The organism is Halanaerobium congolense (genome assembly GCF_004366375.1).
In the GTDB taxonomy this organism is placed as follows: domain Bacteria; phylum Bacillota; class Halanaerobiia; order Halanaerobiales; family Halanaerobiaceae; genus Halanaerobium; species Halanaerobium congolense.
On record NZ_SOEF01000009.1, the window covers coordinates 42,482 to 67,100 of the forward strand.

Annotated in this window: 20 protein-coding genes; 18 read left to right on the forward strand and 2 right to left on the reverse strand. The window is 35.7% G+C overall.

The genetic code is table 11. The features are described from left to right. The first annotated feature begins 12 nt into the window (after window positions 1-12). From C7954_RS04780 to C7954_RS04795, 4 genes are all read left to right on the forward strand, one after another. The gene (locus tag C7954_RS04780) at window positions 13-1,308 is read left to right on the forward strand and encodes a DUF3084 domain-containing protein (RefSeq protein WP_089716709.1); all 1,296 of its coding nucleotides are present in this window, start codon (window positions 13-15) and stop codon (window positions 1,306-1,308) included. Next, the gene (gene ruvX / locus C7954_RS04785; RefSeq protein WP_089716747.1) at window positions 1,301-1,717 is read left to right on the forward strand and encodes a RuvX/YqgF family protein; all 417 of its coding nucleotides are present in this window, start codon (window positions 1,301-1,303) and stop codon (window positions 1,715-1,717) included. Before C7954_RS04780 ends, ruvX begins: the two co-directional genes overlap by 8 nt. A gap of 323 nt (window positions 1,718-2,040) precedes the next feature. Beyond that, on the forward strand, window positions 2,041-4,023 hold the full coding sequence (locus C7954_RS04790) for an S-layer homology domain-containing protein (protein ID WP_134058871.1): 1,983 nt from the start codon (window positions 2,041-2,043) through the stop codon (window positions 4,021-4,023). 111 nt (window positions 4,024-4,134) lie between these two features. Further along, window positions 4,135-4,881 carry an outer membrane protein gene (locus tag C7954_RS04795; RefSeq protein WP_134058874.1) on the forward strand — a complete coding sequence of 249 codons (747 nt, stop codon included), beginning with the start codon at window positions 4,135-4,137 and terminating at the stop codon, window positions 4,879-4,881. A gap of 85 nt (window positions 4,882-4,966) precedes the next feature. Here the strand turns inward: C7954_RS04795 and C7954_RS04800 are convergent, their stop codons facing one another. Beyond that, window positions 4,967-5,659, reverse strand: a complete 693-nt coding sequence (locus C7954_RS04800) for a cytochrome c biogenesis CcdA family protein (protein ID WP_089716706.1) — start codon at window positions 5,657-5,659, stop codon at window positions 4,967-4,969. Window positions 5,660-5,825: 166 nt separating this feature from the next. Here C7954_RS04800 and C7954_RS04805 point away from each other — a divergent pair, with 166 nt between their 5' ends. The 6 genes from C7954_RS04805 (at window position 5,826) to galU (ending at window position 13,327) form a co-directional block, all read left to right on the forward strand. Beyond that, complete coding sequence (locus C7954_RS04805) at window positions 5,826-6,878, forward strand: hypothetical protein (protein WP_073160452.1); 1,053 nt, start codon at window positions 5,826-5,828, stop codon at window positions 6,876-6,878. 27 nt (window positions 6,879-6,905) lie between these two features. Then, on the forward strand, window positions 6,906-7,838 hold the full coding sequence (locus C7954_RS04810) for a hypothetical protein (RefSeq protein WP_073160450.1): 933 nt from the start codon (window positions 6,906-6,908) through the stop codon (window positions 7,836-7,838). Between the two features lie 71 nt (window positions 7,839-7,909). After that, window positions 7,910-9,601 carry an LPS-assembly protein LptD gene (locus C7954_RS04815; protein ID WP_134058877.1) on the forward strand — a complete coding sequence of 564 codons (1,692 nt, stop codon included), beginning with the start codon at window positions 7,910-7,912 and terminating at the stop codon, window positions 9,599-9,601. 97 nt (window positions 9,602-9,698) lie between these two features. Further along, window positions 9,699-10,394, forward strand: a complete 696-nt coding sequence (locus C7954_RS04820; protein ID WP_081374623.1) for a hypothetical protein — start codon at window positions 9,699-9,701, stop codon at window positions 10,392-10,394. Window positions 10,395-10,574: 180 nt separating this feature from the next. Further along, window positions 10,575-12,320: a phospho-sugar mutase gene (locus C7954_RS04825; RefSeq protein ID WP_089655643.1), complete on the forward strand. Its 1,746-nt coding sequence runs from the start codon at window positions 10,575-10,577 to the stop codon at window positions 12,318-12,320. 137 nt (window positions 12,321-12,457) lie between these two features. Further along, window positions 12,458-13,327 (forward strand): UTP--glucose-1-phosphate uridylyltransferase GalU, encoded by an 870-nt coding sequence (gene galU / locus C7954_RS04830; RefSeq protein ID WP_073160444.1) that lies wholly within the window; start codon window positions 12,458-12,460, stop codon window positions 13,325-13,327. Window positions 13,328-13,384: 57 nt separating this feature from the next. On the opposite strand, the gene C7954_RS04835 is transcribed toward galU, so the two are convergent. After that, window positions 13,385-15,022, reverse strand: a complete 1,638-nt coding sequence (locus tag C7954_RS04835) for a radical SAM protein (protein WP_134058879.1) — start codon at window positions 15,020-15,022, stop codon at window positions 13,385-13,387. 190 nt (window positions 15,023-15,212) lie between these two features. Between C7954_RS04835 and C7954_RS04840 the strand changes: the two genes are divergently transcribed. From C7954_RS04840 to secA, 8 genes are all read left to right on the forward strand, one after another. Continuing rightward, the gene (locus C7954_RS04840) at window positions 15,213-17,465 is read left to right on the forward strand and encodes a phosphodiester glycosidase family protein (protein WP_134058885.1); all 2,253 of its coding nucleotides are present in this window, start codon (window positions 15,213-15,215) and stop codon (window positions 17,463-17,465) included. A gap of 46 nt (window positions 17,466-17,511) precedes the next feature. Next, window positions 17,512-18,039, forward strand: a complete 528-nt coding sequence (locus C7954_RS04845) for a hypothetical protein (RefSeq protein WP_073160438.1) — start codon at window positions 17,512-17,514, stop codon at window positions 18,037-18,039. 9 nt (window positions 18,040-18,048) lie between these two features. Further along, window positions 18,049-19,059, forward strand: coding sequence for a bifunctional heptose 7-phosphate kinase/heptose 1-phosphate adenyltransferase (locus C7954_RS04850; RefSeq protein WP_073160436.1), 1,011 nt, complete (start codon window positions 18,049-18,051; stop codon window positions 19,057-19,059). After that, the gene (gene rfaE2, locus C7954_RS04855) at window positions 19,049-19,534 is read left to right on the forward strand and encodes a D-glycero-beta-D-manno-heptose 1-phosphate adenylyltransferase (protein ID WP_073160434.1); all 486 of its coding nucleotides are present in this window, start codon (window positions 19,049-19,051) and stop codon (window positions 19,532-19,534) included. Before C7954_RS04850 ends, rfaE2 begins: the two co-directional genes overlap by 11 nt. A gap of 127 nt (window positions 19,535-19,661) precedes the next feature. Further along, on the forward strand, window positions 19,662-20,288 hold the full coding sequence (sigH, locus tag C7954_RS04860) for an RNA polymerase sporulation sigma factor SigH (protein ID WP_073160432.1): 627 nt from the start codon (window positions 19,662-19,664) through the stop codon (window positions 20,286-20,288). A 2-nt stretch (window positions 20,289-20,290) separates the two neighbouring features. Next, window positions 20,291-21,037 (forward strand): ComF family protein, encoded by a 747-nt coding sequence (locus tag C7954_RS04865; protein WP_073160430.1) that lies wholly within the window; start codon window positions 20,291-20,293, stop codon window positions 21,035-21,037. 166 nt (window positions 21,038-21,203) lie between these two features. After that, the gene (gene hpf / locus C7954_RS04870) at window positions 21,204-21,788 is read left to right on the forward strand and encodes a ribosome hibernation-promoting factor, HPF/YfiA family (protein WP_073160428.1); all 585 of its coding nucleotides are present in this window, start codon (window positions 21,204-21,206) and stop codon (window positions 21,786-21,788) included. 263 nt (window positions 21,789-22,051) lie between these two features. Further along, window positions 22,052-24,619 carry a preprotein translocase subunit SecA gene (gene secA / locus C7954_RS04875; RefSeq protein WP_134058882.1) on the forward strand — a complete coding sequence of 856 codons (2,568 nt, stop codon included), beginning with the start codon at window positions 22,052-22,054 and terminating at the stop codon, window positions 24,617-24,619.

The window sequence follows — 24,619 nt, forward strand, 5'->3', positions numbered from 1 at the left end:
ATAGGAGAGGAGGTGGAGATTATTAACGCATTTGTCATTATAATTTCATTAGTTATCTTAAGTGGTTTAATAGCCTTTATTGGTGATAAAATTGGAATGAAAATGGGTAAAAAGAGGGTTTCGCTATTTGGTCTCCGCCCCCGTTATTCATCAATTATTATTACAATTTTAACTGGTGTTTTAATCGCTGTTCTTTCGATTACTATTCTGCTTGGAGTTTATTCTGAGCTGAGAAATGCTTTATTTAATATCAATGATGTTTTAAATAGATTAGAAAGATTGGACCAGCAGCTTGCAGAAAGAGACAAGCAGTTATCGGAAAGAGATCAAAAACTGGCAGCAAGAGACAAAGAATTATCTAAACTGCAGCAGGAAATTGAAAGCAGGGAAGCAGAAATCAAGGCTAAGGAAAATGAAATCGCTGAAAAAGAAGCGGAACTGGCAGTTAAGGATCAGGAGCTGCAGGAGGTAGAAAATGAGCTGCAGCAGCTGACCAAAAATCGAAATGAGCTGCAGAGCCGAGTTAATGAACTGAGCTCCCAGCGAAATGATTTGGAGGAACAGGTATCTGAACTTGAAAATCAAATTGCAGACTTAGAAGCTGACTATGATGATTTAAGAGAGGTTGCAAATCAGCTGCAGGCCGGTGTGATCTATTATATGGGTGAGGATATGGTCTATCAGAAAGGTGATGTTATCTACAGTGATGTTCTGGAAGGCGGCCGCAGTGAGCAGGAAACTATTTCTGCTTTAAATAGATATCTGCAGGAAGCAAATCAGGTTGCAATGGAACAAGATATTCAGGTTAATGAGGAAACAGGAATGGCTTTACGCCTACAGACAGAGGATATACTAAATGCAGCTAGAATTATTTACAATATGGATCAGGGAAGCAGAGTCATTGTTTCTTTAATTTCTCGGGTTAATGTTCCTAAAAATGACTGGCTTTATGCAAACTTTCAGCTCTACGAAGATTTTGTTGTCTTCAAAAAAGATGCGTTAATCAGCAGCCGGGTTATTAGCTCTGCTCAGAGCAGTGAAGAAATAGAAACTGAATTAGAAGCTTTACTGCAGGACGTTAATGAAAAAGCAGTTAATCAGGGCTTACTACCTGATAATTCAGGTCAGGTTGGCTCAATTAACTTCAGTCAGTTTTATGAGCTTGTAAACAGAGTTAGATCCAGTGAAGCTGAGGTTAAAGTTAATGTCTATGCAGCTGCCAATATCTGGCGTGAAGATCGACTGAGCGATAATCTTAAGTTTGAACTGGAAGAAGTTAAAGCTGAGGAGCAGAATAATGATGGATAAGTATTTACTTGCTTTAGATCCCGGTAGTGATAAAGTCGGCACAGCTGTTTTAGATTATCAAGCTCAGGAAAAAGAAAAAACTATTGTTAAAATAGATGAATTAATTGACCATTTAAAGGAAATATTTAAACACTATCAGATAGCAGAGATTATAGTTGGCAATGGGACTGGAGCTGAAAAAATAATAAAGATGGTTAAGAATAATTTTAAGCAGAGTAAAATTTCTTTAGTGGAAGAAGAATTTACTACAGAAGAGGCTCAGGCCCGTTACCTGCAGGAAAAACCAATGTCTAATTATGAGAAGCTGCTCAGGAAGATTGTCAGCTGGAAGCTAAAAAAGCCTCTAGATGACTATGCAGCCCTAATCATTGGCGAAAAATATCTCGAAAAACTTGACAAAAAGCAATAAAACCTTTACAATAGGGGTTGAAGATAAAGTTTATAAAAATTAAATTTGACAGGTATATAAATTTGCTGTTATAATTTAATTTGCAAATTGATAATTTAATAATGCTTATCAACTCAAAGCTAAAATGTGGCGGAAAGGAGGTGCCCCCGAAGCTGCGGAGCTGTAGAGTTATAAGAGTTCTATAATACTTATATTTACATCGATTGGACAGATGAAGAGGAAACTAGGAAACTCGCTCGGATGTCCTCTATGATTGTATAGGTTATATTAGAACTTATATATGAAAAAAGAAAGATTACAAACAATCAAGGGGGATTTTAATAATGAAGAGACTTACAATTACAATTGCTTTAATGTTAGTCGTAGCGTTAGCTATGCCAGCATTTGGTGCTTCTTTCTCAGATGTACCTTCTGATCACTGGTCATATAATGCTATTAACAAGTTGGTTGCTGCTGGTATCGTTGAAGGATATCCAGATGGCGAATTTAAAGGTGAACAGTCAATGACTCGTTACGAAATGGCTGTTATGGTTAGCCGTGCTCTAGATAACATTGTTGATGAAATGGAAGCTATGGGTCAAGGTCTAACTACAGGTCAAGCTGAAGACGTAACTGCTATCGTTAAGTCCTTAATGGAAAAGAACACTAATGAAACATTAAGCGATGCTCAAGCTGAAGAAGTAGCAGATATCGTTGATGCTTTAACATTCGAACTAAGATCTGAACTTAAAGTTCTAGGTGCAGACGTAGATGCTTTAGGTAAAGATATGGACGAATTAGAAGCTAAAGTAAATGCTTTAGAAACAGATATGCCAAAAGATAACATTGAATTTAGTGGTAAAGTTACTGCTGTTTTCCAGGCTGGTAGCTATGGTGATGATAAAAGTGCAACAGCTGAAGCTCTAGCTGATGGTGATGCACTGGATATTGATTTACCACGGGCTGAAAGAACTGATGCAAATGGTAATGTTCTTTACCCTGGAAATGATGGTGGCGACTATGATGATTTTCCAGCTGAACAGGCATTTTACCAGGAATTTGACTTTGTTGTAAATGCTGAGGTTAGCGGAATCAATCTGGATTTTGTTGTTGATACTATTACCAATGGTTTTACTGATTACGAAGGTTATAGATATGATAACTATGAATATGTACTTGGTGACCAGGGTGATGGTAAAGATATAATGATGGATACCGGACGTTTAGATATTTCCAAAGATAACTGGATGCTTAAAATTGGAGATATGGACGATTATGATGTAGATGAGAATGCATACTTCTTTGATGTAGAAGATGCTGAAGGTGTAGAATTTACCGGTCCTGTTTATGGTCTGGATCTTAAAGCCTTTGCTATCGGTCTTGATGAAGGTGATGAAGATGAATATTATGGTGCAGCTGCTACCAAAGACTTTGGTAAAACTCAGGTAACTGGTAAAGTCTATCAGGGAAGCATTGACAGTGAAGGTGAAAGAGTTACTGATGTTGCAGTAGCAGTTCAATCTGCTCTAACTGATGCTCTGACTGTAACTGGAGAAGCTGTTTATAATGAGTTAAACGAAGCTGATACTGATGACAGTCTATTCCAGATTGGTGCAGATTATAAATTGAGTGATATCTGGAGTTTCCGCGGTAGTTACCAGACTGTTGGTGATGAATTCAACGGTGGTGAAGATTATTATACTGGTGTTGAATCAGATCTGGAAGAAGACTATGATTTTGATAAATATACACTGGGTACTTCCTATGTTGTAAATGATAATAATAGTCTTGATTTTGATGTAATGATGGTTGAACATGAAGCAGATCAGCCACCTGTACAGGGACTGTACAACACAGGAAAAACTGATGAAGATAAGATGGAATATACTGTAGGCTGGAATAATGTTTACGGTAAATTTACCAATCACTTCAGGGTTTCTTATATAGAAAATGACTATTATACTGATGCGATAGATGATGATGCAACAGTAGTTGAACTGGGAACAGAGTTTCCCTGGACAGAAAAAACTACTGTAAGTGCCAGTGTAGTTAACAAACAGGCAGACCTTTATGATAATGAAGGTATCTGGGACAAAGATATGCAGTATACCTATCTTACAGCCGGTTTTGATCACAAGTTAACCGATAATGTAAGCTGGTTGACAGAGGTAATGTATATTACTGGTGATGTTGAACAGTTAGATAACGAAGCCGATGATTATGATAGTGCTGTCGATGCCGCAGGATTTAGTGACAGAATTATTGGTGAGGGCGATGCTGATATCGATGGTAGCTTTATCACAACATCTCTATCAATTAGCTTCTAAATATAGCTTACAGCTAAAAGATAGATAAAAAAACAACCCGGGGGATTTATTCCCTCGGGTTTTTTATGCCTTAAGAAAAAAATAACAAAATATAGAGGAGGAATTCAAAAAGTGAAGAATAAAATTATAGTATTAATGATGGCTTTAATGATAGTAGGGCTTGCAGCAGGTAATGCAGCAGCATCTGAATGGGAAGCAGTTGGTGGGCTGGCAATTACAGAAACAACTTTAGATGTTTGGAATGATGTAATAGATGATCTGAATTATTCATTTGAAAATGGATTCAAAAATGAATCGGGATCTGTAATTCCAACAAGAAATGAAGAAGAGGTAGATAATATAGATAGAGTGCCGATGTTATATTTGGGTGCTAGAAAAGAAATAAATGATAAATGGACTGGAGAACTCAGATATGAGTATATTTTTGGAACAGTTGAAGGGGAAGCAGAAGCTGTAATTGCTGGAAACACTCCTGCTGATTTTGTTTGGCAAAAACAAGAAGCTAAAATTGATGTTAAATTACATGGAATAACTGCTCTAGCTGATTATCAATTTAATGATAGGTGGACAGTTGGTGGTGGTATTGGGTTTTATAAAGGTACTAAAAATAAAGATTTTGAAGGAGCAATTTTTCAAGCAATTAATGCAAGTGGTGCGAAAGTAACGCCAGATGATAAAGATTTCGATCTTGATGCAGTAAGTTATCGTCTTGGTGTAGGATATGAAAAACCTTTTGCAGAGAACTGGGATTTTAATGCTAATCTGGATTATCTCTATATGGAAATAGATGATGAAGATGACGGAAATATTTACAGTAACGGATTTTCATATGGTGTTGGTGTAACTTATAGTTTCTAAATTAGATAAATTTGTATAGTATTGAGAAAAGCCCTTAAGGCAGAGATTTTAATTCTGCTTTAAGGACTTTTGTACTTAAATTTAATTATAATAGCATTCTATTTAATACTTCCAAATAACCTGTGGCCATCATTAAACCAAATATAATTAAAAGTATCCCAGTTATTTTATTTACTACAGGTAAATACTTATTAAAAGTCTTCAATTTTGGCAAAAAATAATCCATAAAGACTGCTGTTAAAAAGAATGGTACTGCCAGTCCAACTGCATAAAAAAACAAGAGCACTCCACCTTCAGCTATATTAGCTCTGCTGCTGGCTGCAATTAAGATTGAACTTAGAATAGGACCAATACAGGGTGTCCAACCTAAAGCCAGAACAATTCCCATCACAAAAGCTTTGAAATTACCATTTAGATAGGGTGGAAGTTCTAATTTTTTTTCTCGATAAAAATAATTTATTTCAAAAATACCGGTTAGATGAAGCCCAAAAATAATTATTATAATTCCGCCAACTGTTGTTAAAAAATTTTGGTTTTGAATTAAAAACTTTCCTAAAAAAGTTGCTGATAAACCAAGCAGTACAAAAATAACTGTGAAGCCTAAAATAAAACTGATTGAGCTAATAATTAAAGATAAATTTCTTTCTTTTTTCTTAGTTTTAGCATAATCACCCAATAGATATGATAAATAAGTAGGGATTAGGGGTAAAATGCAGGGTGAGAAAAAGGAAAGTAATCCCGCTGAAAGTGCAGCTATCAAAGAGACTTCAACCGCCATTTGATCACTCCTTTTTTATATTTCCTTTAATTATAACATAGTTAATTTCTCTTGTATAATATTTGAAAAGTACAATCTGAAATATTTTTTCAACTATCTGGATTATTCTATAAATATCTGTTATACTTAAAGTGTGTAAATAGATTTAGAAAGGAGGCAGGTAGAGATGAAAAAAATAATTGCATTACTAATTGTTTTTCTGCTCTTAGTTTCATTTAATGTTTTTGCTCAAGAAAATGATCAATTAAATACTGAAGCGACAAGTTTAGAAGATCTTAACCTGTCTCAGGAGAAGAATTTTTCTCGATCTGCAAGAGAGGAACTGCTTGGTATTGCCTCACAGTTTGACAGTGCAGAAGATCAGGAAATAGATCAATTAACTTTTGAGAGTGAGAATTTCTCATTAACAGAGTCAACACTTAATAATTCGCAGCAGTTAAATATTTTAAATGACTTAACCTTTGATGCAGATTATTCTAAAGCAGAAGATGAAAAATTGGAAACAGCAGCTGATTTTCAATTAGAATATGCTCTTAACTCCAGAACTTTACTTAGAGCAGGTTATTCCATCTTAAATGAAGAATGGTGGGATGTTCGCAGTAAAACTGCCGCTGCTGAAGAGCCGTCAACAGCTGATGATGGTAGTGATTCTGTTTCTAAAAATAATATTATTAGTGATGGAAGTGCTGCTGAAGATTTCAGTCCAGAAAATGATAATCCTGCTGCAGCCAATAACAATGTGCGTAAGGTTTATCAAAACGAATTGGAGAGCAGCCGCAGTCTTGGTGTAGCTTACAGAACTAACAACCGATTTACTTTATCAGCTGATTTTATAGATAATAATGAATTTGGAAGTTATTATGATGAGGACTGGGAGATTGCGGGAGAATCAACAGTTTTTGGAGTAGAATATAGTTACCCGAAAGGTTCTTCAATTAGAGCTCGTTATCAGGTTGACACTGCAGATGATATTACTCAAAGAGTAACCGGTTTTGATTTTGATTTTAATAACTTAGCAACCTTTAGTGCTTCTTACAAATTACTAGATTTAAATCGATTAGCTAATGATTTAAATCAGCAAAAGACTGCCTGGGATTTAGGTTTGGGAGTTAACATTAGTGAAAATTATGGGTTGAATTTTGGTTATGAGAGAATAGAAGCTGAAGGCGAGGAAGAAGCTGAACAGAAAGTTAGAGCTTCTTTTGAAATAAACTTTTAAATAAATATATAAGGATGGTGTAGTTCTTTGTCATTAAAAATCAGAAAGATAATCAGTATTTTTGTACTAGCAGTTTTAGTTTTCACACCTTTTTTGAAATTTAGCTCTGTTCAGGCAGCAGGGATCATTCCGTTGGCTGAGCTGGGAGAAATTGAAAAAATTCTTTACGGATCTGTTTCTGAAAAACCAATCTTAACTAGAGTTGATGATGTAGAAAAGACGGTTTATAAGACTAATCAGTCAGGTTCAATATTAGAGCGGACAGACAAATTAATTGATGACATTTTAGTTACTACTGAAAAATCTCCTTCACTCTTATTTTTATACAACACCATTGAATGGTCAATTAAAGGAGAACTTGCAGGGGGAAATCTAATTCAGAGATTAGATGGACTGGAAAAAATGGTAAAGGGTGAAGTAAACAAAGGTCCGATCAAAGCTAGGATTGAGGAACTGTATAAATTAACCATTAAGGGCCAGGAAATGCCGATTAAGAAGGTAGAAACTAGAAATAAGCAATTAATCAGGGTTGAATTATTAGATAAAATTAATTCTAATACTGCCCGCCGGGGAGAAAAAGTTTCCTATAAAGTGTTGGAAGATATTAAAGTTAAAAACACTTTAATTATTCCTAAGGGTACTAGAGGTCAATTAGAAATTACAGAAATAGAAGAAGCTGGCCGGATGGGTAAGGATGGGGATATAAAAATAGGTTTCCCGCATTTGGAAACAATAGATGGTACCGATTTGGCTGTAGCCATCCAGCAAGAAGCCCAGGAAAAGAATGAAAGTCAAAAGCTTGCAATTGGAGCTAGTGTCTTAGGTACAGCTATCCTTGGTTTACCAGGAGTAGTTGCCGGTTATTTTGTAGAAGGTAAAGAGGAAGAAATACCTGCGGGTTCTGAAATGTATATTCAGGTAACTGAAGTTAAAGAACTATATGGAATAGTTGTCAAATAAATCTTTAATTATTAACCTGCCTTGAGCTGTTTAACTCGGGCAGGTTTTAAAAATTAATTAGGAGAATTATTGTGCTAAATAATATCTTAAAAAATAAATTAATTTTAATATTTTTTTTCTGCCTAATTTATGCTTTGGCTTTTTCTGCAGCAGTCTCAGCTGCAGAAGAGCCAGGAGATAACTATATTTTGACTGCTGATCAAATAACATTTATGGAAGCAGCAGGTATCGTAATTTTTGAAGGTAATGCTTCTTTTAAATCTTCTGACTTTGTGGTGGAATCAAATAAAATGACAGTTGATACAAACACAAAAACTGTTAAGTCATCAGAAAAAGTGGTAATTCACTCTGATAAAAATGACATTTATGGAGACAGCTTAACTTATAATTATGAAAGCGAAGAAGGAAAACTCTATGGAGCAGAGGGAAGTTTGGGTGAACTAAATTTTTCCGGAAAAACTTTAAAAATACTTTCGGTTACTCCGATAAAAGCTGAAATTAATTCTGCTGCTTTTACTCCCTGTATCAGAGAGGATCCACACTATCATTATAAGGCTAAAGAAATCAAAATCAATGAAGATGGGACTCTGGATATTTTTCATATAGTTCCTTATCTCTGGAAAATACCCGTTTTTTACCTACCTTATTATTCGGCTACATATGATCCTGATGACGAAGAAAAACCTTTAAAAAGTACATATCCAATGCCTAAGTTCGGTTATGATAGTGACCGGGGAATTACAGCAGAACTTAATTATCCTTATCAGCTGAGTCAGCGCAGCAGTGGAGAAATTTACTATTTAACAGAGGGTAGAGATTATGATCGATATGAGCTTCGCCGTTTTATTAATAATTACAAACTGACAGACCGGCTGACCCTTAAGAACCGCTATGACTATTTATATAATTATGACCTTGATGATGAGGAACTAGACGATCATGAGGAAGAATTTTTTAGTTCCTTAGAATATAGTACCGGCAAATATGCTTTAGAGGCCGGTATTGGGCAAGATTTAATGGCTGAAGATGAAGATAATGAGAGATATCTATTTGCAGGGCACTATTACTTTGATAATGGTTTAAATACCAGCTTCAGACAGGAGTATAATTTCGATTGGAAAAGGGTTAAGGAAAGATACATAATGTCTTACAATCAGCACTCAATCAACTGGAATCTGAAATATATTGATGGAGAAAGCTATAACTATTATCCCTACTTAACCCTCAATTTACCACCGCTAATGGGGGTTAGAACAACTCTTGGTACTGGCCGGGTAGAAAATGGCGGGGTAGAGCTGAATAAAGAAAGAGTTAATTTGCGCTACAACTTTGCTTATCCCTTAGGAGCGGGACTTTCTTATCACTTAGGTTATAGTTATCGCTTGGATCATTACCGCAGTTCTTATGATTATAATTATTATTATACCACTTTAAATACGGGCTTCAGATATAATAAACGTTTAAATCAAAAAGTAGGACTAAATTCTTCTCTCTTTTTTGAAAAAAATTATCCCTGGGGTAAAAGTCCGCTGCCAGATGATAGGGAAGATCAGGATAGATTAATCAAATCTGCTTTGAGTTTAAATATTGACCGTGATTTAAAACAGTCATCTTATAGTATTTCGGTTAATGCAGATTATGATTTGGATTTAGAGGACTGGGATGAAATCAATTTAAGATTAACTCAAAAAGAAGACTGTTACAACCTTTATCTTAACTATGAGTTTATAGATCAAAGCATCAGTTTTGGCTTTGAAATTTAACATTTATGGAAATAATTAAAAATATTTCATAAAAATCACTAAAAAATAAAGGATATTCTTTATAAGTCGGGAACTTAAAAAAGAAAGGGTGATTTTTGTGAAAAAGAACACAATTAAGTTAGGCATGAGTTTTCTTTTAGTTTTAGCTATTTTAACTCTTTCAATTTCGACTTCGACAGCAGTGGCTAAAAAGTACCAGCCTGAAATCAGCGGCAGTATTGAAAAAGGTGATCGACTTTATAGTGACCCTGGTAATTGGGAAAATGATGATCCTTTAGACTATTACCGCTATGATAAACAGTGGCTGAAATACAGGCAAAAGCTGGCAGTTGGCGAATACTACTACTTGAAAGTTCAGCGTCAGGAGAAAATTTATGAGCAGAGCCAGAGCTACAACAGCCTTAACTTAGAAACAGAAGCTAATTATACATTCTATTTAAACGATAAATTGAGAAATAGATTTAAAGTATTGGTTAGAGATAAAGATTATCTAGAAGAAAAATATGATTATAAGGATTATCAACTGGCTCGACTGCAGTACACTCTGCAGTATAAAAGAAATAAAATTCATGATTATGAGCTAATCTTACAAAAGCAGTGGACTCAATATCAGCTGAGCCCTGATTCTGACTATCAGCGCGAGCGAATAGCTTTAAAATGGGGCTGGAAGCTGAGTCAGAATTTAGAGTTAAACAGTAAAATACAGTATGACTGGCAGCGAAATGATAATGACTCGAGCCGATCTAATAAAGATGGACGTAAAATTTCAATGAACTTCAAATACAAACTCTAAAATATCTCAAATTTTTTAATGATTTTTTAAAATCGCTGTGATTGTTAAATTGTATAATTAAATGCACGGGCTGATTTGATTTCTACAAAAACTTTATAAAAAAAATTATTTGTGATATAATATTTTCAATGAGTAGAATAATAATTTAGCAGTGTTAATCAACAAAGGAGTTGATCAATTTTGAATTATATGTCTAAATATCGTGATTGGCTTGTAAGTGATTATTTTGACGAAGAAACCAAAAAAGAATTAGAAGCTATTAAGGATAACGAAACAGAAATTGAAGATCGTTTTTATAAAAATTTAGAATTTGGTACCGGTGGAATGAGAGGTAAAATGGGGGCTGGAACCAACAGAATTAATAAGTATGTAGTTCGTAAAGCTACCCAGGGACTAGCAAATTATATAATCAATTATAGTGATAATGGGCAGGACAAAGGAATTGTTATTGCTTATGATTCTAGACATAATTCACCAGAATTCTCTTTAGAGGCAGCTTTAGTTTTGGCCGCTAATGGAATTAAAACATATTTATTTACCGGAATGAGAGCAACTCCAGAGCTTTCTTTTGCAGTAAGAGAACTAGATGCTATTGGTGGAATAGTTATTACTGCCAGCCACAACCCACCCGAATACAACGGCTACAAGCTGTACTGGGAAGATGGGGGTCAGGTTGTACCTGAGCAGGCAAGAGATATTATTGCAGAAATTGAAGAAATAGATGATTTTTCTATTGTTAAAACAATGGACGAAATGGAAGCAGTTAACCAGGGACTTCTAAATTATATTGGTAGTGAAGTTGATGCAAGTTATCAGAAAACTTTAAGAGGAGTTTTACCAGAAACTGGGCTTGCTGCTGAAAAAGGTAGTGACCTCTCAGTTGTTTATACACCCTTACATGGAACAGGAAGTACAGTTGTACCACAGCTTTTAAGTGATTTAGGTTTTTCTAACCTGCATGTTGTAAAAGAGCAGGCAGATGGAGATTCCGATTTTTCAACTGTAGATAGTCCTAATCCTGAAGATCGAGATGCCTTTGAACTGGCTTTAAAACTGGCTGAGGAAAAAGATGCAGATTTAATTATTGCTACTGATCCTGACTGTGATCGAATGGCACCTGCTGTTAAAGATGCTGCTGGTAATTATCAGTTCTTAAACGGGAATGAAGCAGGAGTTTTATTTGCAGATTATCTTTTACAAACCAAAAAAGAAGCAGGTACTTTAGGAGATAATGGGGTAATTGTTAAATCTATAGTATCTACAGACATGGTTGCTGACATTGCAGCTGATTATGGAGTAGAAGTTCAGGATGTTTTAACTGGATTTAAATTCATTGGAGAAAAAATGACCGAGTTTGAAGAAACAGGGGATAAAGAATTTATTTTAGGATTTGAAGAAAGTTTAGGTTATTTAATTGGCAAATATGCCAGAGATAAAGATGCTGCTGTTGCAGCTGGTCTGGCTGCTATTATGGCCTTGAAGTATAAGGAAAAAGGAATGACTCTCCTTGACAGACTGGCCGAGTTGAGAGCTGAATATGGTTATTATTTAGAGGACCTTCACTCAATCAGACTTGAGGGTAAGGAAGGTCAGGAGATTATAACTAAAACTATCGCTCACTTAAGAGAAAAGAGCCCGGAACAAATTGCGGGCTATAATGTCGAGATTGCCAGAGATTATAAGGAATCTAAGATTTCTTATCTTAAGGAAGATAGAGAAGAAGAGCTCAAACTGCCTAAATCTAATGTGCTGCAGTATGTGCTTGAAGGCAATTCTAAACTAACAATTAGACCATCTGGAACTGAGCCAAAGTTAAAGTTCTATTTTGCAGTAAAAGATAAAGATCAGGCTGCTGCTGAAAGAAAACTGGCTGAGTTTAAAGAAAAAGTTATAGCTCAGATGGACGAAATAATGGAGAATGTTTAATTTAAAAATTAAATTTTGAAAATATCAGTTGAATATTTATGCTTAATTAAAGAGAGGCTCTGCGGCCTCTCTTTTTTAACATTTATTTAAAAAAATGTTATAATAGAATTGATAATAAAAATGTTAGGAGTGGTATAATGAAAATTAAAAAAGCAGTAATCCCAGCGGCAGGTTGGGGAACCAGATTATTACCTGCAACTAAAGCTCAGCCTAAAGAAATGCTGCCAATTGTTGACAAGCCTGCAATTCAGTATATGGTCGAAGAGGCAGTAGCAGCAGGAATTGAAGATATATTAATAATTACCTCAAAAAATAAACAGAGTATTGAAGATCATTTCGACAAATCTCAGGCCTTAGAACTGGTCTTAGAAAAACAGGGGAAAACTGAACTGCTGCAGGAAGTGCGGGATATATCGCAAATGATTACTATTCATGCTGTCAGGCAGAAAGAACAAAAAGGATTGGGTCATGCCATCTACTGTGCAAAAACTTTTGTTGGAGATGAACCCTTTGCTGTTTTATTAGGTGATGATATTATTCATTCTAAAGAGCCGGTAATTAAACAGATGATTGAGGTTTATGAAGAAAAAGAAACAGCAATTTTAGGGTGTCAAACTGTTGCTAAAAAAGATGTTAATAAATATGGAATTGTAGATTTCAGTCAAAAAGAGGGCGATATTTATAAGGTGGAGGATCTAATAGAAAAGCCAGCTCTGGCTGAAGCACCATCTGAACTGGCTATTTTAGGCCGCTATATTATTACACCTGATATTTTTGAGATATTAGAAAATACTCCTCCGGGTAAGGGGGGCGAGATTCAGCTGACTGATGCTTTAAAAACCTTATTGGACAAACGCGCAGTTTATGGTTATGACTTTGAAGGTAAACGCTATGATATTGGTAATAAGATGGGCTTTCTGAAAACAACGGTAGAGCTGGCCCTGGCCCGTGAGGATTTGGGACCTGAATTCAGAGAATATCTCAAGGGAATAGCCAAAGAGCTTTAATTAGCAATAGATCTAGCCAATCATATTAGTTTTTATGGTTTTAAGTCTGATAAATTTTTAGAATTTAAAAAACTGCTCAAATATTTTAGATTCGAAATTAGCTCCTAAGAGCTGTGTTAGTTCAGATTGTGTTTCAGGTTTTTTAAAAATAATGCTGGAAGCTCTTTTGCTGCCAATACCCGGAATTGATTCCAATTCCTTTTTGCTGTACTCGCTGACCTTTTTTGGCCATTTGAGTGCAGTAATTGATCGATAGCCGTGATCAATAACTTTGACCTGTTCAAAAAAATCATCATTTTGGTCAATAATTGCTGTTAAAATTGGATAAGTTCCCAGCTGTCTGCAGTAATTTAGGCTTCCTTTCTTTTTTTCTGAATAAAGATCTTTTAAAATAACTCCAGTGGGGAAGACTCTTTTCAGCATCTGCTGATTAATTTTCTGATTTATTTTTTCTTTGTATTTTTTAAATTCACCCAGGCTGTATTTAACTTCGGGATAACTGCCCAGTCTTACAACCTGGCGAATATTGATTCGTCTGAGCATTAAATCATCCTGCAGCAGTTTTTTTAGAAATTCATAGTTATAGTTTAGGGTTTCTTTTCTTTCGCCAATTAACCCATGGAGAAAGTTTAATCCCGGCAGCAGTTTAGGAACACCATCTTTGCGTTTGCCGCCAATTTCATTCATTAATTTAATAGCAAAGTAATTTTCTTCAGCTGTACTATCAATATTATTTTTTTTAAGTACCAGGGGGTCAGCAGATTCCAGACCAAAAGCTGCAGTATCACCTGCGGTATTGTATTTAGTGATTATTTCAATTATTTCGGCGGCCTGATCGGGATTTCTTGCTATTTCAGCAGGATTCATATTGTCCATATGCAGAACCTTAAGTTCGGGATCTGCCTTTCTAATTCCCCGATAAAGTTCTCTGATCTGAGCTGGATTTAGCTTAAAATCATTACTTTTTCTCTGTGCACCATAAAGAAGCAGATCGGTTTGGCTGCCAAGTCTGTAGTGGTGCAGACCAGCTGCAGCCAATGCTTTAACTTCAGAACTGACTGCTTCAGGCTGCCGACTGTAGGTTAATTTTTTTAGTCTTTCACTGCAGAAGCTGCAGTGGCTTGCTCTTGGACAGCCCCTAAAAGTTTCCAGTTCTGCTATCAGATGGGGATAGTTAGGGTGTTTTTTAACAACCTGAGCCCCTCTAACTGCAAATTTATTGATATAATCGTTTCTTTCAGCTGCAGATATTTCTGCTGACTGCAGACGCTGGTAAAGGTCTAAGGCTGCAATTTCAGCAGTCAAAATATCATAGTCAGCTTCAAATTTTTCTCTCATTTTTTTAATCAATGTAATCGGTCCAGCTAAAACTTTAGTTGGATAAAATATTTTTTCGCCAATTTCTTTAATTTCAGCTGCTGAAGCTGGTTGGCCGCCTAGATAATGGCCGGGGACTGTAGTTCCGGCAACCAAAATAACAATATCCAGCGCCTCCATTTTTTCTAATTCATCATTTTGGTTCTGACGCAGCTGGTCAATTGTGATATAATTTAAATTGACAGGGCTAATCCCAGCTTCCAAAAGTGCTCCCCAGAGGTAACGAATGTGGGGAGAGATATAGGGAGGGACTCCCAGACAGGAAGGTTCATCTAGATAACCATCGATTACAGTTATTTTTATTTTATTATTTTTCATATTCAAATCCTTTCTTAACAAATTTATTTGATCGATTTTAAGTGATTAATTTCAGGTTCTGCTAAATATAGTATAACACAAATAGCTTTTAGTAAAAAAATAGCTAAATAAATGTTTTTTAGGCAGGATTTAGGCTTTTGAGATTAAATATATATAAGTAAGGAAAAATTTAATTCTTTTATTAATGGAGATGAAAATTTTGAAGAAATTCAGAAAAATTTTATGTACAATTTTATTTACTTTAGTTGTACTCTTAAGTTTAAGTGTTCCTATCTCTGCGGAATTTTTTCAGGCCAATTTAGTTGACTTTGTTAAAAGCGAGAGAATAATAACTATCCCGATTTTTGCTCCTGCAGAAAAAATAGAAATAACTGCAGGTAACGATACAGTTTTAGCTGCTGCAGGTAGTGGAGAGTTGAGTTTAGAACCAGGAAAGAAATATATAATCAGCCAAAATAAAATTGAGCTGTCAACAGAAGAACAAACTGCTGTAGAAAATCAAACCAGTACTGAGTTTCCAACTGTTCCAGTTGTGCTCAATCCAGGCTGGGGAATTCAAATCATGGCCAGTTCAACTGAGGAAAAAGCTGCAGCTTATAAAAAAGAAGCAGCAGCGGAGATCGAAGCTGAGTTAAGAATTATCGAAGAAGATCAGCTGTTTAAGGTTATTGCAGGTCTTTATCCAGAGCGGGCTCAAGCTGAAAAACTTCAGAAAGAAATTGAAGCTGAAGGTTATAAGGGTTGGCCGCGAGAAATTGAAATCAAAGGAAAAGAACAGCAGACAGCTCCAGATAAAGTAGAAACTGAGTCAAAAGAACAAGCAGAATCTGAAACAGAAAGCAGTGAAAATAACAGTTCAGATAGTAAAGGATTAATTTTATATAATCAGGACGGCAAAAAACTAAGAGAGGCTTATGTTTTTGAAATTAAGGGTGAATTTAAAGCAAATTCTAAAGAAATGAGGGGCAGCTATCAGTTTGGTCCGTTAGCTAATTCAGTATTATTTTCTTACAAAACTGATATTGAAGAATTGACCGCTCATTTACTTCAGAACTACTTCAGCCCTGCAGCTCCTATGGATGCTTTAAAGGCTCAGGCTGTAGTTTATAGAACTACAATTTTATACCAGCTCGAAACACAGGGAGCAAAACTTGAAAAATTAGGTTATATAGATTTTAGCTCGTTAAGCCCCCTCTTTAAAGAAGCTGCTGCAGCTGCTGCAGACGAAGTTTTAATCAAAGATAATGAGTTTTTTTATAACCATGATTTTTCTTTAAGAAAAATTAACAAACCTAAAACTGGAACTGTGGCTTTGGCCCAGGCTGAATACAGTTATCAGGAGATAATTAATTATTATTATGAAAGATCGAATATAGCTAATTTAAATGATTTAATAGATAGTGAAGAAAAATTTTCAGCTCGGATAACTCAAGGTCTGCATCTAAAAGAAATTAGACAGATGAGCTGGTCTGGTCCAAGAGTGATTACAATTATCGACTATGATTTAAATAATGAGAGCCTAAAATTGAAGCCAGTTTTAGCACAGAGCACTGTTCCCGGACGAGAAGATTTAGCTGATTTAATTAAAGAACATCAGGCTTTAGCTGGTGTTAATGGAGGTTATTTCCATTATAGTGGTAGGCCGCTTGGACTGCTCTATATAAACGGAGAGTTGGTGAGTGAACCGCTATATAACAGAAGTTCTATTTTAATAGATCAAGAGAACAATATTTCTTTTGCTCAGGTTGACTGGCAGGGGGAGCTGCTGGTTAATAATCTTGATTTTAAGGTAAAGTTGGATGGGGTTAATAAAGAAGTTAAAGCAGAAGAAATAATTTTGTTTAACTATTTTTATGGGCCCAGAATGCCGGCTTTAGATAATCAGCATTATGATATTGTAGTCAGAGATGATAAAATTTTGGGTGTGGAAAGTGAAGCTGGGGTCCAGACAGCGATTCCACCTGATGGATTTGTAATTAGATTTCCCACTCAAAGAACAGATATCAGAAATAGGATTTCTGAATTAAAGAATAAGGAGATTACTTTAAATTATAATTTTACTCCTGACTTAAGTAAAAAGAATATAATACATGCGGTTGGTGGGGGTCCTCGACTTTTAGAAGCAGGAGAGCTCAAAATTACCGGCCAGGAGGAAGGGTTTCAAAATGACATTCTTAATGGAAGAGCTCCGAGAACAGCTGTAGCCTTAACTGGAGATAATCATCTTTTGCTTTTAACTATTGATGGCCGACAGAATAACTTCAGTGTTGGAATGACTTTAGCAGAAGTAGCTCAAACCCTTAAAGATTTGGGTGCTGTTGATGCTGTTAATTTGGATGGTGGTGGCTCAGCAAGAATGGTTATTCGAGGTTTTACGATGAATAATCCCAGTGAAAAAAGATTAATTTCTAATGGAGTAATAGTTGATGAACGTGATAATTAATTATTAATTTTGTTTTAAATAAAATATTAGATAAAGGAGTAATCAAATGCTTAAAAAATCAATCATTCTACTAATCACAGCAGTGTTTTTAGTTATTTCATTTTTGCCGGTTAGTGCTGCTAATTTAAATTCAGTTACATATTCTATCTCAGGTGATTCTCTTGATATTGACACACTTGAGCTGGAGCCGGAATTTTTAATTAATAATATTCATCCAGCAGTAATCAATCTGGCATTTGACGGAGATGATTTTTATTTTGGAGCAAATATGGGCTTGAATATGTTGATGGAAGAAAACTTCAGAATGGATTTGAACCTGATGTTTACCAATGAGGTTGATGGTCGTGATTTTGGTAAGGCAATTGGATTAGCGGCTGCTACCTTGGGTCAGGATTTAAGTTTTTTCTGGCAGACATATTATTTTATGGATGATGATTTAGATGATCATGCTTATTATAAGGGTGGAGTAGATTACAGCATCGGTCCCAGGAGTGATCTGCAGGTAAGTGTAGCAAATCAGTACTGGGATTTAGACAACAACGTTATAAAACTAGGAATAAAAGTTAAGCTCTAGGGGGATGACATGGATAATTATCAGGCAGAAGAACTTGTAAAATATATAAAAAAATTTAAAAATAAAAAAATTATGGTTTTAGGAGATTTAATTGCAGATAAATTTATCATAGCTGATCCAGAAAGACTTTCGCGAGAGGCTCCAGTTTTAATCTTAAAACATCAGCAGGAAAAAGTACTGCCAGGTGGGGGTGCTAATGCCGCTGCAAATATTGCTAGTTTAGGAGCAGAAGTTGATCTGCTGGGTGTAGTTGGAGATGATCTGGCTGCAGAAGCCCTAAAAAAAGAATTAGATCAGCGTAATATTATAACTAAGGGTATTTTTAAAGATGAGACCCGTCCTACAGCTGAGAAAACTAGAATTTTGGCTGGGGGAGAGCAGATAGTAAGACAGCAGGTTGTTAGGGTAGATAAGGTAAAAAGTTTTGATATTAGTGAAGAATTGAGTCAAAAGCTGAGCAGCTATCTGGAAAAAAAAATTGCTGCCAGTGATGCGGTCTTATTTTCTGATTATGGCAATGGTATTTTTAATCAAAAGACCACGCCAAAGTTTGTAGAAACTGCTGCAGCTGCAGGCAAGTATTCTGCAGTAGACAGCCGTTATCAACTGCCTCAATTTAAGGGCTCAGTGATTGCTACTCCAAACTTAGAAGAGGCATCTGAAATTTATGGTTCAAAGCTAAAAACACAAGCAGAGGTCGAAAAAGCTGGTATAGAAATGAGGAAAGAGCTTAAATTGGAATATTTATTAATAACTCAGGGTGGAGATGGAATGACTCTTTTTGCTCCCGGAGATCAGATAGACCATATTCCGGCAGCTAATTTCTCAGAAGTTTTTGATGTAACCGGAGCTGGTGATACAGTAGTTGGTACTTTAATTTTAGCTCTTGCTGCAGGTGCACCGGTAAGAACTGCAATTAGAATTGCAAATTTAGCCGCTGGAATTGTTGTCCGCAAAAGTGGAGTTGCTGTAGTAACCGCTGAAGAATTAATCAGGGAAGTGAATAAAAATGCCGGCTAAAATTATGGAATTAACTGAACTTAAAACCGAAATTGAAGCCAAAAAAGAAACTGGGGAATTAATTGTTTTTACCAACGGTTGTTTTGATATTTTACATGTGGGACATATCCGCTATTTAAAAAAGGCAGCTGCTTTAGGAGATAAGTTAGTGCTGGCTGTTAATAGTGATAGTTCTGTGAGGGAATTAAAAGGTAAAAATAGGCCCTTTGTTCCGGAAAATGAAAGATTGGAGATGCTGTCTGCTCTAGAAATGGTTGATTATTTAGTTCTTTTTTCAGAAATAGACTGTAGGGCTGTATTGGCAGCAATTAAGCCTCAAATTTATGTTAAGGGTGGAGATTATAGAATTGCAGATTTACCTGAAGCAGAAACTGTCTACAGTTACGGTGGTAAAATAGTTTTGATTACTGAAGTCAAAGGTAAATCGACAACTAATATTATAAAAAAGATAAGGCTGAGTAAGGATGAAAAATAATCAGCTGCATATTCTTATACTGCTGACCCTCTTGCTTTTAGGAGTGACAATGCTAGAATTGGGAATTTCACTTCAGGATTTGCTGAGTTTTTGAGGGAAAAACTAGTATCAGGATGGGGGGATACTCTTGTTTAAAGAGAAAGAAGAAGAAGAGATTATAGAAATGGCCCAGGCTGGAAATGACTTTGCAATTGAATATTTAATAGATCAAAATATGGATATAGTTTATGCCAAGGCCAGATTCTTTTTTATCAAAGGGTTGGATCGAGATGATGTAATCCAGGAGGGGAGAGTTGGCTTATATAAAGCTATAAGAGACTTTAGAGAGGACAAAGGTGCTTCTTTCAGAGGTTTTTCACAACTTTGTGTTCACCGACAGTTGGTTTCTGCAATTAAGAAGGCAAATAGGCAAAAACATATGCCGCTTAATACATCTGCTTCTCTTGATAAAAATCTGGATTATGGGAATGAGACAGGAAGAACTTTTAATGAGATTTTACCAGATGAGGGAGAAGACCTGGAAAGAAAGTTTATCTGTCAGGAAACATTAATTACAATTGTGGGTGAACTTTCAGAGGAATTAACAGATTTAGAATGGAATGTATTTATGCTCTACTTAGACAATCAGTCTTATCAGGAAATATCTGATGAGCTTGATATTAATGTTAAAACTGTTGATAATGCTCTGCAGAGAGCCCGCAAAAAAGTTGATGAGCTCCGTGAGCATTACAACCTTAAAGGAGTTGTTAATTAAAATTGAAAGTACTTGATATTTTAAAAGACCTAATCTATCCTGAAAAGCCGGTTTGTCTTGCCTGCGGCCGTAGGTATGATCATTCCGAAATTGAAGGGGTTTGTGATCGCTGTCTTTCTCGTTTTTCATTTATTACAGAGTCCTGTCCAGTCTGTGGTCGAGAAGTAGTGCCTGCAGCTTTAATTGATGGTCAGCACTGTCCTGAGTGTAAAGAGGAGCGACCACCGTATAATTTTGCCCGCAGTGTTTTTGCTTATTCAGGTTATGCACGTGAGGTTTTATTGGAATACAAGTATGGACATCGCCCGGATTTAGCCGAACCTTTTTCCCATATGTTATTTCTTTATTATGAAGAATATTTTAGGGACCAGAATATAGATTATATGATTCCGGTACCGATGCACGGTGAGCGCAAAAATTATCGCGGTTATAATCAGGCAGCAAGATTGGCTCAGGCTCTTTCAAAAAAAAATAAAATTGAATATAAAGATGTACTTTTAAGAGTTAAAAATTCACTGCCCCTCTATACCTTAACTAAAAAAGCAAGAAAATTAGAGCTGGAAGGTGCTTTTGAACTCAAAGAAGATATAGATCCAACAATTTTTAAAGATAAGAATATTTTAATTATTGATGATATTATTACAACGGGTACAACAGCTTCTGAAATCTCTCATTTTGTTTTAGAAGAAATGAAAGCGGCTAATGTTTATGTGCTGACAACCGCCTCTGTGCCGGTAAAAATAGATTAAATTTAAAATACAGGGATTTTATAGCAAAAGCTGCTGCAGAGATTAAAATTTAATTAAGATTTTTAATAATTAGTTTTTAAAGCAGGAATTATATCTGATTTGTAGAATAATATACTATACAGAAGTAAAATATAATAATAATAGTTGTATGAGAGGAGTGAGCTTCATGAAAATTATGACCTATGGTAAAAACATTGATGTTACCCCGGCTCTAAAGAGGCACGCAGAGGAGAAGGTACAGAAGCTAGAGAGGTATTTCAATGGAGAACCGATGGAAGTTCAGATCTCCATGGAAGTAGAGAAAGAAAGACATATTGTTGAAGTAACTGCCTTTGTTAAGGGTTTAATTCTTAGAGGGGAAGAAGCTTCTGGTGATATGTATGCTTCTATTGATGGTGTAATGGATAAACTTGAGCGCCAGGTTAGAAAATATAAAACTAAGATTCATGATAGATACATTGAGAAAAAGCAGGAATATAAAGAGGAATATAAAGAAAAGCGTAAAGAACAGGTAATGAACCATAAACTGGGTGATGATGAGGAAAACATCGATACAGATGTTTTTGAGCCTCAAATTGTAAGAACTAAGCGTTTCCCAATGAAGCCGATGAATGTTGAAGAGGCTTGTATGCAGATGGATCTTTTGGATCATGACTTCTTTGTTTTCCATAATGCTGATACTGAAGAAACTAATGTTGTTTATAAGCGTAAAGATGGACATTATGGTTTAATTGAACCAACCTTTGGTTAGTCTAATTAAATAATATTGTTTTTACAAGGATGCTCGTAATTGGGCATCCTTTTTTGATATTTTGGACTAAAAAGATAAAACTAATTAAATTCTAATCATGAGGGCGGCTGCTTTGATTGAGTTTTAGGGATTAAGATGATATAATTACTTTGATTGAGAAACTGAAAATAGACAGAATAAATTCTTAAAAATTCTTAAAAAGTAAAATCATTTAAAGATAAAAGCTAAAGATAAAAGCGACTTAAATTTAGGGAGGAAGATAAATGTTTAAGTTCCTCAAGAACTTATTTAAAGATGCAAATGAAAAAGAATTAGAAAAATTAGAACCAATTGTGGAAGAAATTAATTCTCTGGAACCTAAAATGCAGGTGATGAGTGACCAGGAATTAAAAGCTAAAACTGAAGAATTTAAAGAAAGACATCAGGCAGGTGAAACATTGGACCAGCTGCTGCCAGAGGCTTTTGCTGTGGTTCGCGAGGCTTCCCAAAGGGCAACTGAGGCTGGGTTTCGTCATTATGATGTTCAGCTTGTGGGGGGGATTGTACTCCACCAGGGTAAAATAGCTGAAATGAAAACTGGAGAAGGTAAAACTCTGGCTGCGACTTTACCTGTATATTTAAATGCTCTTACAGGCAAGGGGGTACATGTAGTTACAGTTAATGATTATCTGGCCGAAAGAGATAGTGAATGGATGGGCCAGATCTATCGTTTTTTAGGAATGTCAGTTGGTGTAATTTTAAGCGGTATGTCTCCTGCTGAAAGGCGTGAAGCTTATAACTGTGATATTACCTATGGTACAAATAATGAGTTTGGTTTTGATTATCTGCGGGATAATATGGCGTATAAAGAAGAAGATTTAGTGCAGCGCGAGCATCACTATGCAATTTTAGATGAGGTTGACAGTATTTTAATTGATGAGGCCCGGACACCACTAATCATTTCGGGACCTGTTCAGGAGAAAAGTTCAGATTACCGTAAATTCAATCGAGTTATTCCCAATCTTAAAAAAGACGAGGATTATGAGATTGATGAAAAAAACAAACTTGTAACTCTAACTGAAGCGGGTGTCAAAAAAGCTGAAAAGAAATTAAATGTTGATAATCTTTATTCAGAAGAAAACTTTAAACTTAATCATCAGCTTAATCAGGCTTTAAAGGCTCATACTTTAATGAAAAAGGATAGAGATTATATAGTTAAAGATGGGGCAGTTAAAATTGTTGATGAGTTTACAGGACGAGTTATGGAAGGCCGCCGCTATAGTGAAGGCTTACATCAGGCAATTGAGGCTAAAGAAGGAGTAGAAGTGCAGAAGGGAAGCCAAACTTTTGCTAAAATTACACTGCAGAACTTCTTTAGGATGTATAATAAGTTGGCTGGAATGACAGGTACTGCAGAAACTGAGGAAGAAGAATTTGTCAAAATCTATGATATGCCGGTAGTGGTAGTACCTACCAATGAACCGATGATTAGAGATGATATGGCTGATTTAGTGTTCACCAACAAAGAAGCTAAATATAAAGCTGTAATTAAAGAGATCAAGGCGAGATATGACAAAGGCCAGCCGGTACTTGTTGGTACGGCTGATATAGAAAATTCTGAGATGCTGAGCCGAGAGCTGAAAAAAGTTAAGGTGCCACATGAGGTTTTAAATGCTAAAAATCATGAGCGAGAAGCTGACATTATTAAAGATGCTGGTCAGAAAAAAAGTGTAACAATTGCTACTAATATGGCAGGACGTGGTACAGATATTGTATTAGGTGATGGAGTAGTAGAACTGGGAGGTTTACATGTTTTAGGTACAGAGCGACATGAGAGTCGGAGAATTGACAATCAGCTGAGAGGTCGTGCTGGACGTCAGGGAGATCCTGGATCATCTCAGTTTTATGTATCCTTAGAAGATGATTTATTGAGGCTTTTTGGTTCAGATAAAATCAATGGTATTTTAGACAAACTGGGTGTAGAAGAAGACCAGCCAGTTGAGCATAAATTGATTTCTAATTCTATTGAGCGGGCCCAGCAGAAAGTTGAGGGACGTAACTTTGATATCAGAAAGGCAATTTTAGAATACGATGATATTTTAAATAAACAGCGTGAAGTTATTTATGATCAGCGGAAGACTCTGCTGACAACAGATGAGCTGGAAGAAAAAATTGCAGGGATGCTGGAGCAGCTGCTGGATGATGTTATGGAAATGTTTATTTCAGAAGATCTTCATCCGGATGAATGGGATTTAGAAAGTATGTTGGAATACCTCAATGGTATAGGTCTTGCCAAAGATATAAGTCTGGCTGATATAGATACAAAAAATAAGGCTGAAATTAAGGAGAAAATAACCTTAAGCTCTTTAGGATCTTATGAAACTAAAAGAGAAAAAGTGGATTCAGATCGCTTTAATAAGATAATTAAATTCTTATCTTTAAGAGTTATTGATCGAAAATGGATGAACCACCTTGATAATATGGATGAGCTGCGTCAGGGTATTGGTTTGAGGGCTTATGGACAAAAAGACCCTCTGACAGAATATAAGTTTGAATCCTTTGATATGTTTAATGAACTGACAGCTTCTATTAGAGAAGATATAGTTGAAACCACCTTTAAGGTTGAGGTTGAAGAGCGTGAAAGAATAACAAAAGAACAGATTAATCAGAACCAGTTTAATTATTCTTCACCGGAAGCAGCTTTAGAAGGTCAGTCAAAGGGCAGCGATAAATCTAATGCTGGTGATGGAAGTATCGGCCAAAATACTGTGGTTAAAGAGGAAGAACCTGGACGCAATGACCCCTGTCCTTGTGGTAGTGGCAAAAAATATAAGAAATGTTGTGGGAGATGA

Coding starts and splice junctions, on each gene's coding strand:
- ruvX (WP_089716747.1), top strand. CDS start 1,301: ATGGATAAGTATTTACTTGCTTTAGATCCCGGTAGTGATAAAGTCGGC.
- C7954_RS04790 (WP_134058871.1), top strand. CDS start 2,041: ATGAAGAGACTTACAATTACAATTGCTTTAATGTTAGTCGTAGCGTTA.
- C7954_RS04800 (WP_089716706.1), bottom strand. CDS start 5,659: ATGGCGGTTGAAGTCTCTTTGATAGCTGCACTTTCAGCGGGATTACTT.
- C7954_RS04805 (WP_073160452.1), top strand. CDS start 5,826: ATGAAAAAAATAATTGCATTACTAATTGTTTTTCTGCTCTTAGTTTCA.
- galU (WP_073160444.1), top strand. CDS start 12,458: ATGAAAATTAAAAAAGCAGTAATCCCAGCGGCAGGTTGGGGAACCAGA.
- C7954_RS04835 (WP_134058879.1), bottom strand. CDS start 15,022: ATGAAAAATAATAAAATAAAAATAACTGTAATCGATGGTTATCTAGAT.
- C7954_RS04840 (WP_134058885.1), top strand. CDS start 15,213: ATGAAAATTTTGAAGAAATTCAGAAAAATTTTATGTACAATTTTATTT.
- C7954_RS04845 (WP_073160438.1), top strand. CDS start 17,512: ATGCTTAAAAAATCAATCATTCTACTAATCACAGCAGTGTTTTTAGTT.
- C7954_RS04850 (WP_073160436.1), top strand. CDS start 18,049: ATGGATAATTATCAGGCAGAAGAACTTGTAAAATATATAAAAAAATTT.
- rfaE2 (WP_073160434.1), top strand. CDS start 19,049: ATGCCGGCTAAAATTATGGAATTAACTGAACTTAAAACCGAAATTGAA.
- hpf (WP_073160428.1), top strand. CDS start 21,204: ATGAAAATTATGACCTATGGTAAAAACATTGATGTTACCCCGGCTCTA.
- secA (WP_134058882.1), top strand. CDS start 22,052: ATGTTTAAGTTCCTCAAGAACTTATTTAAAGATGCAAATGAAAAAGAA.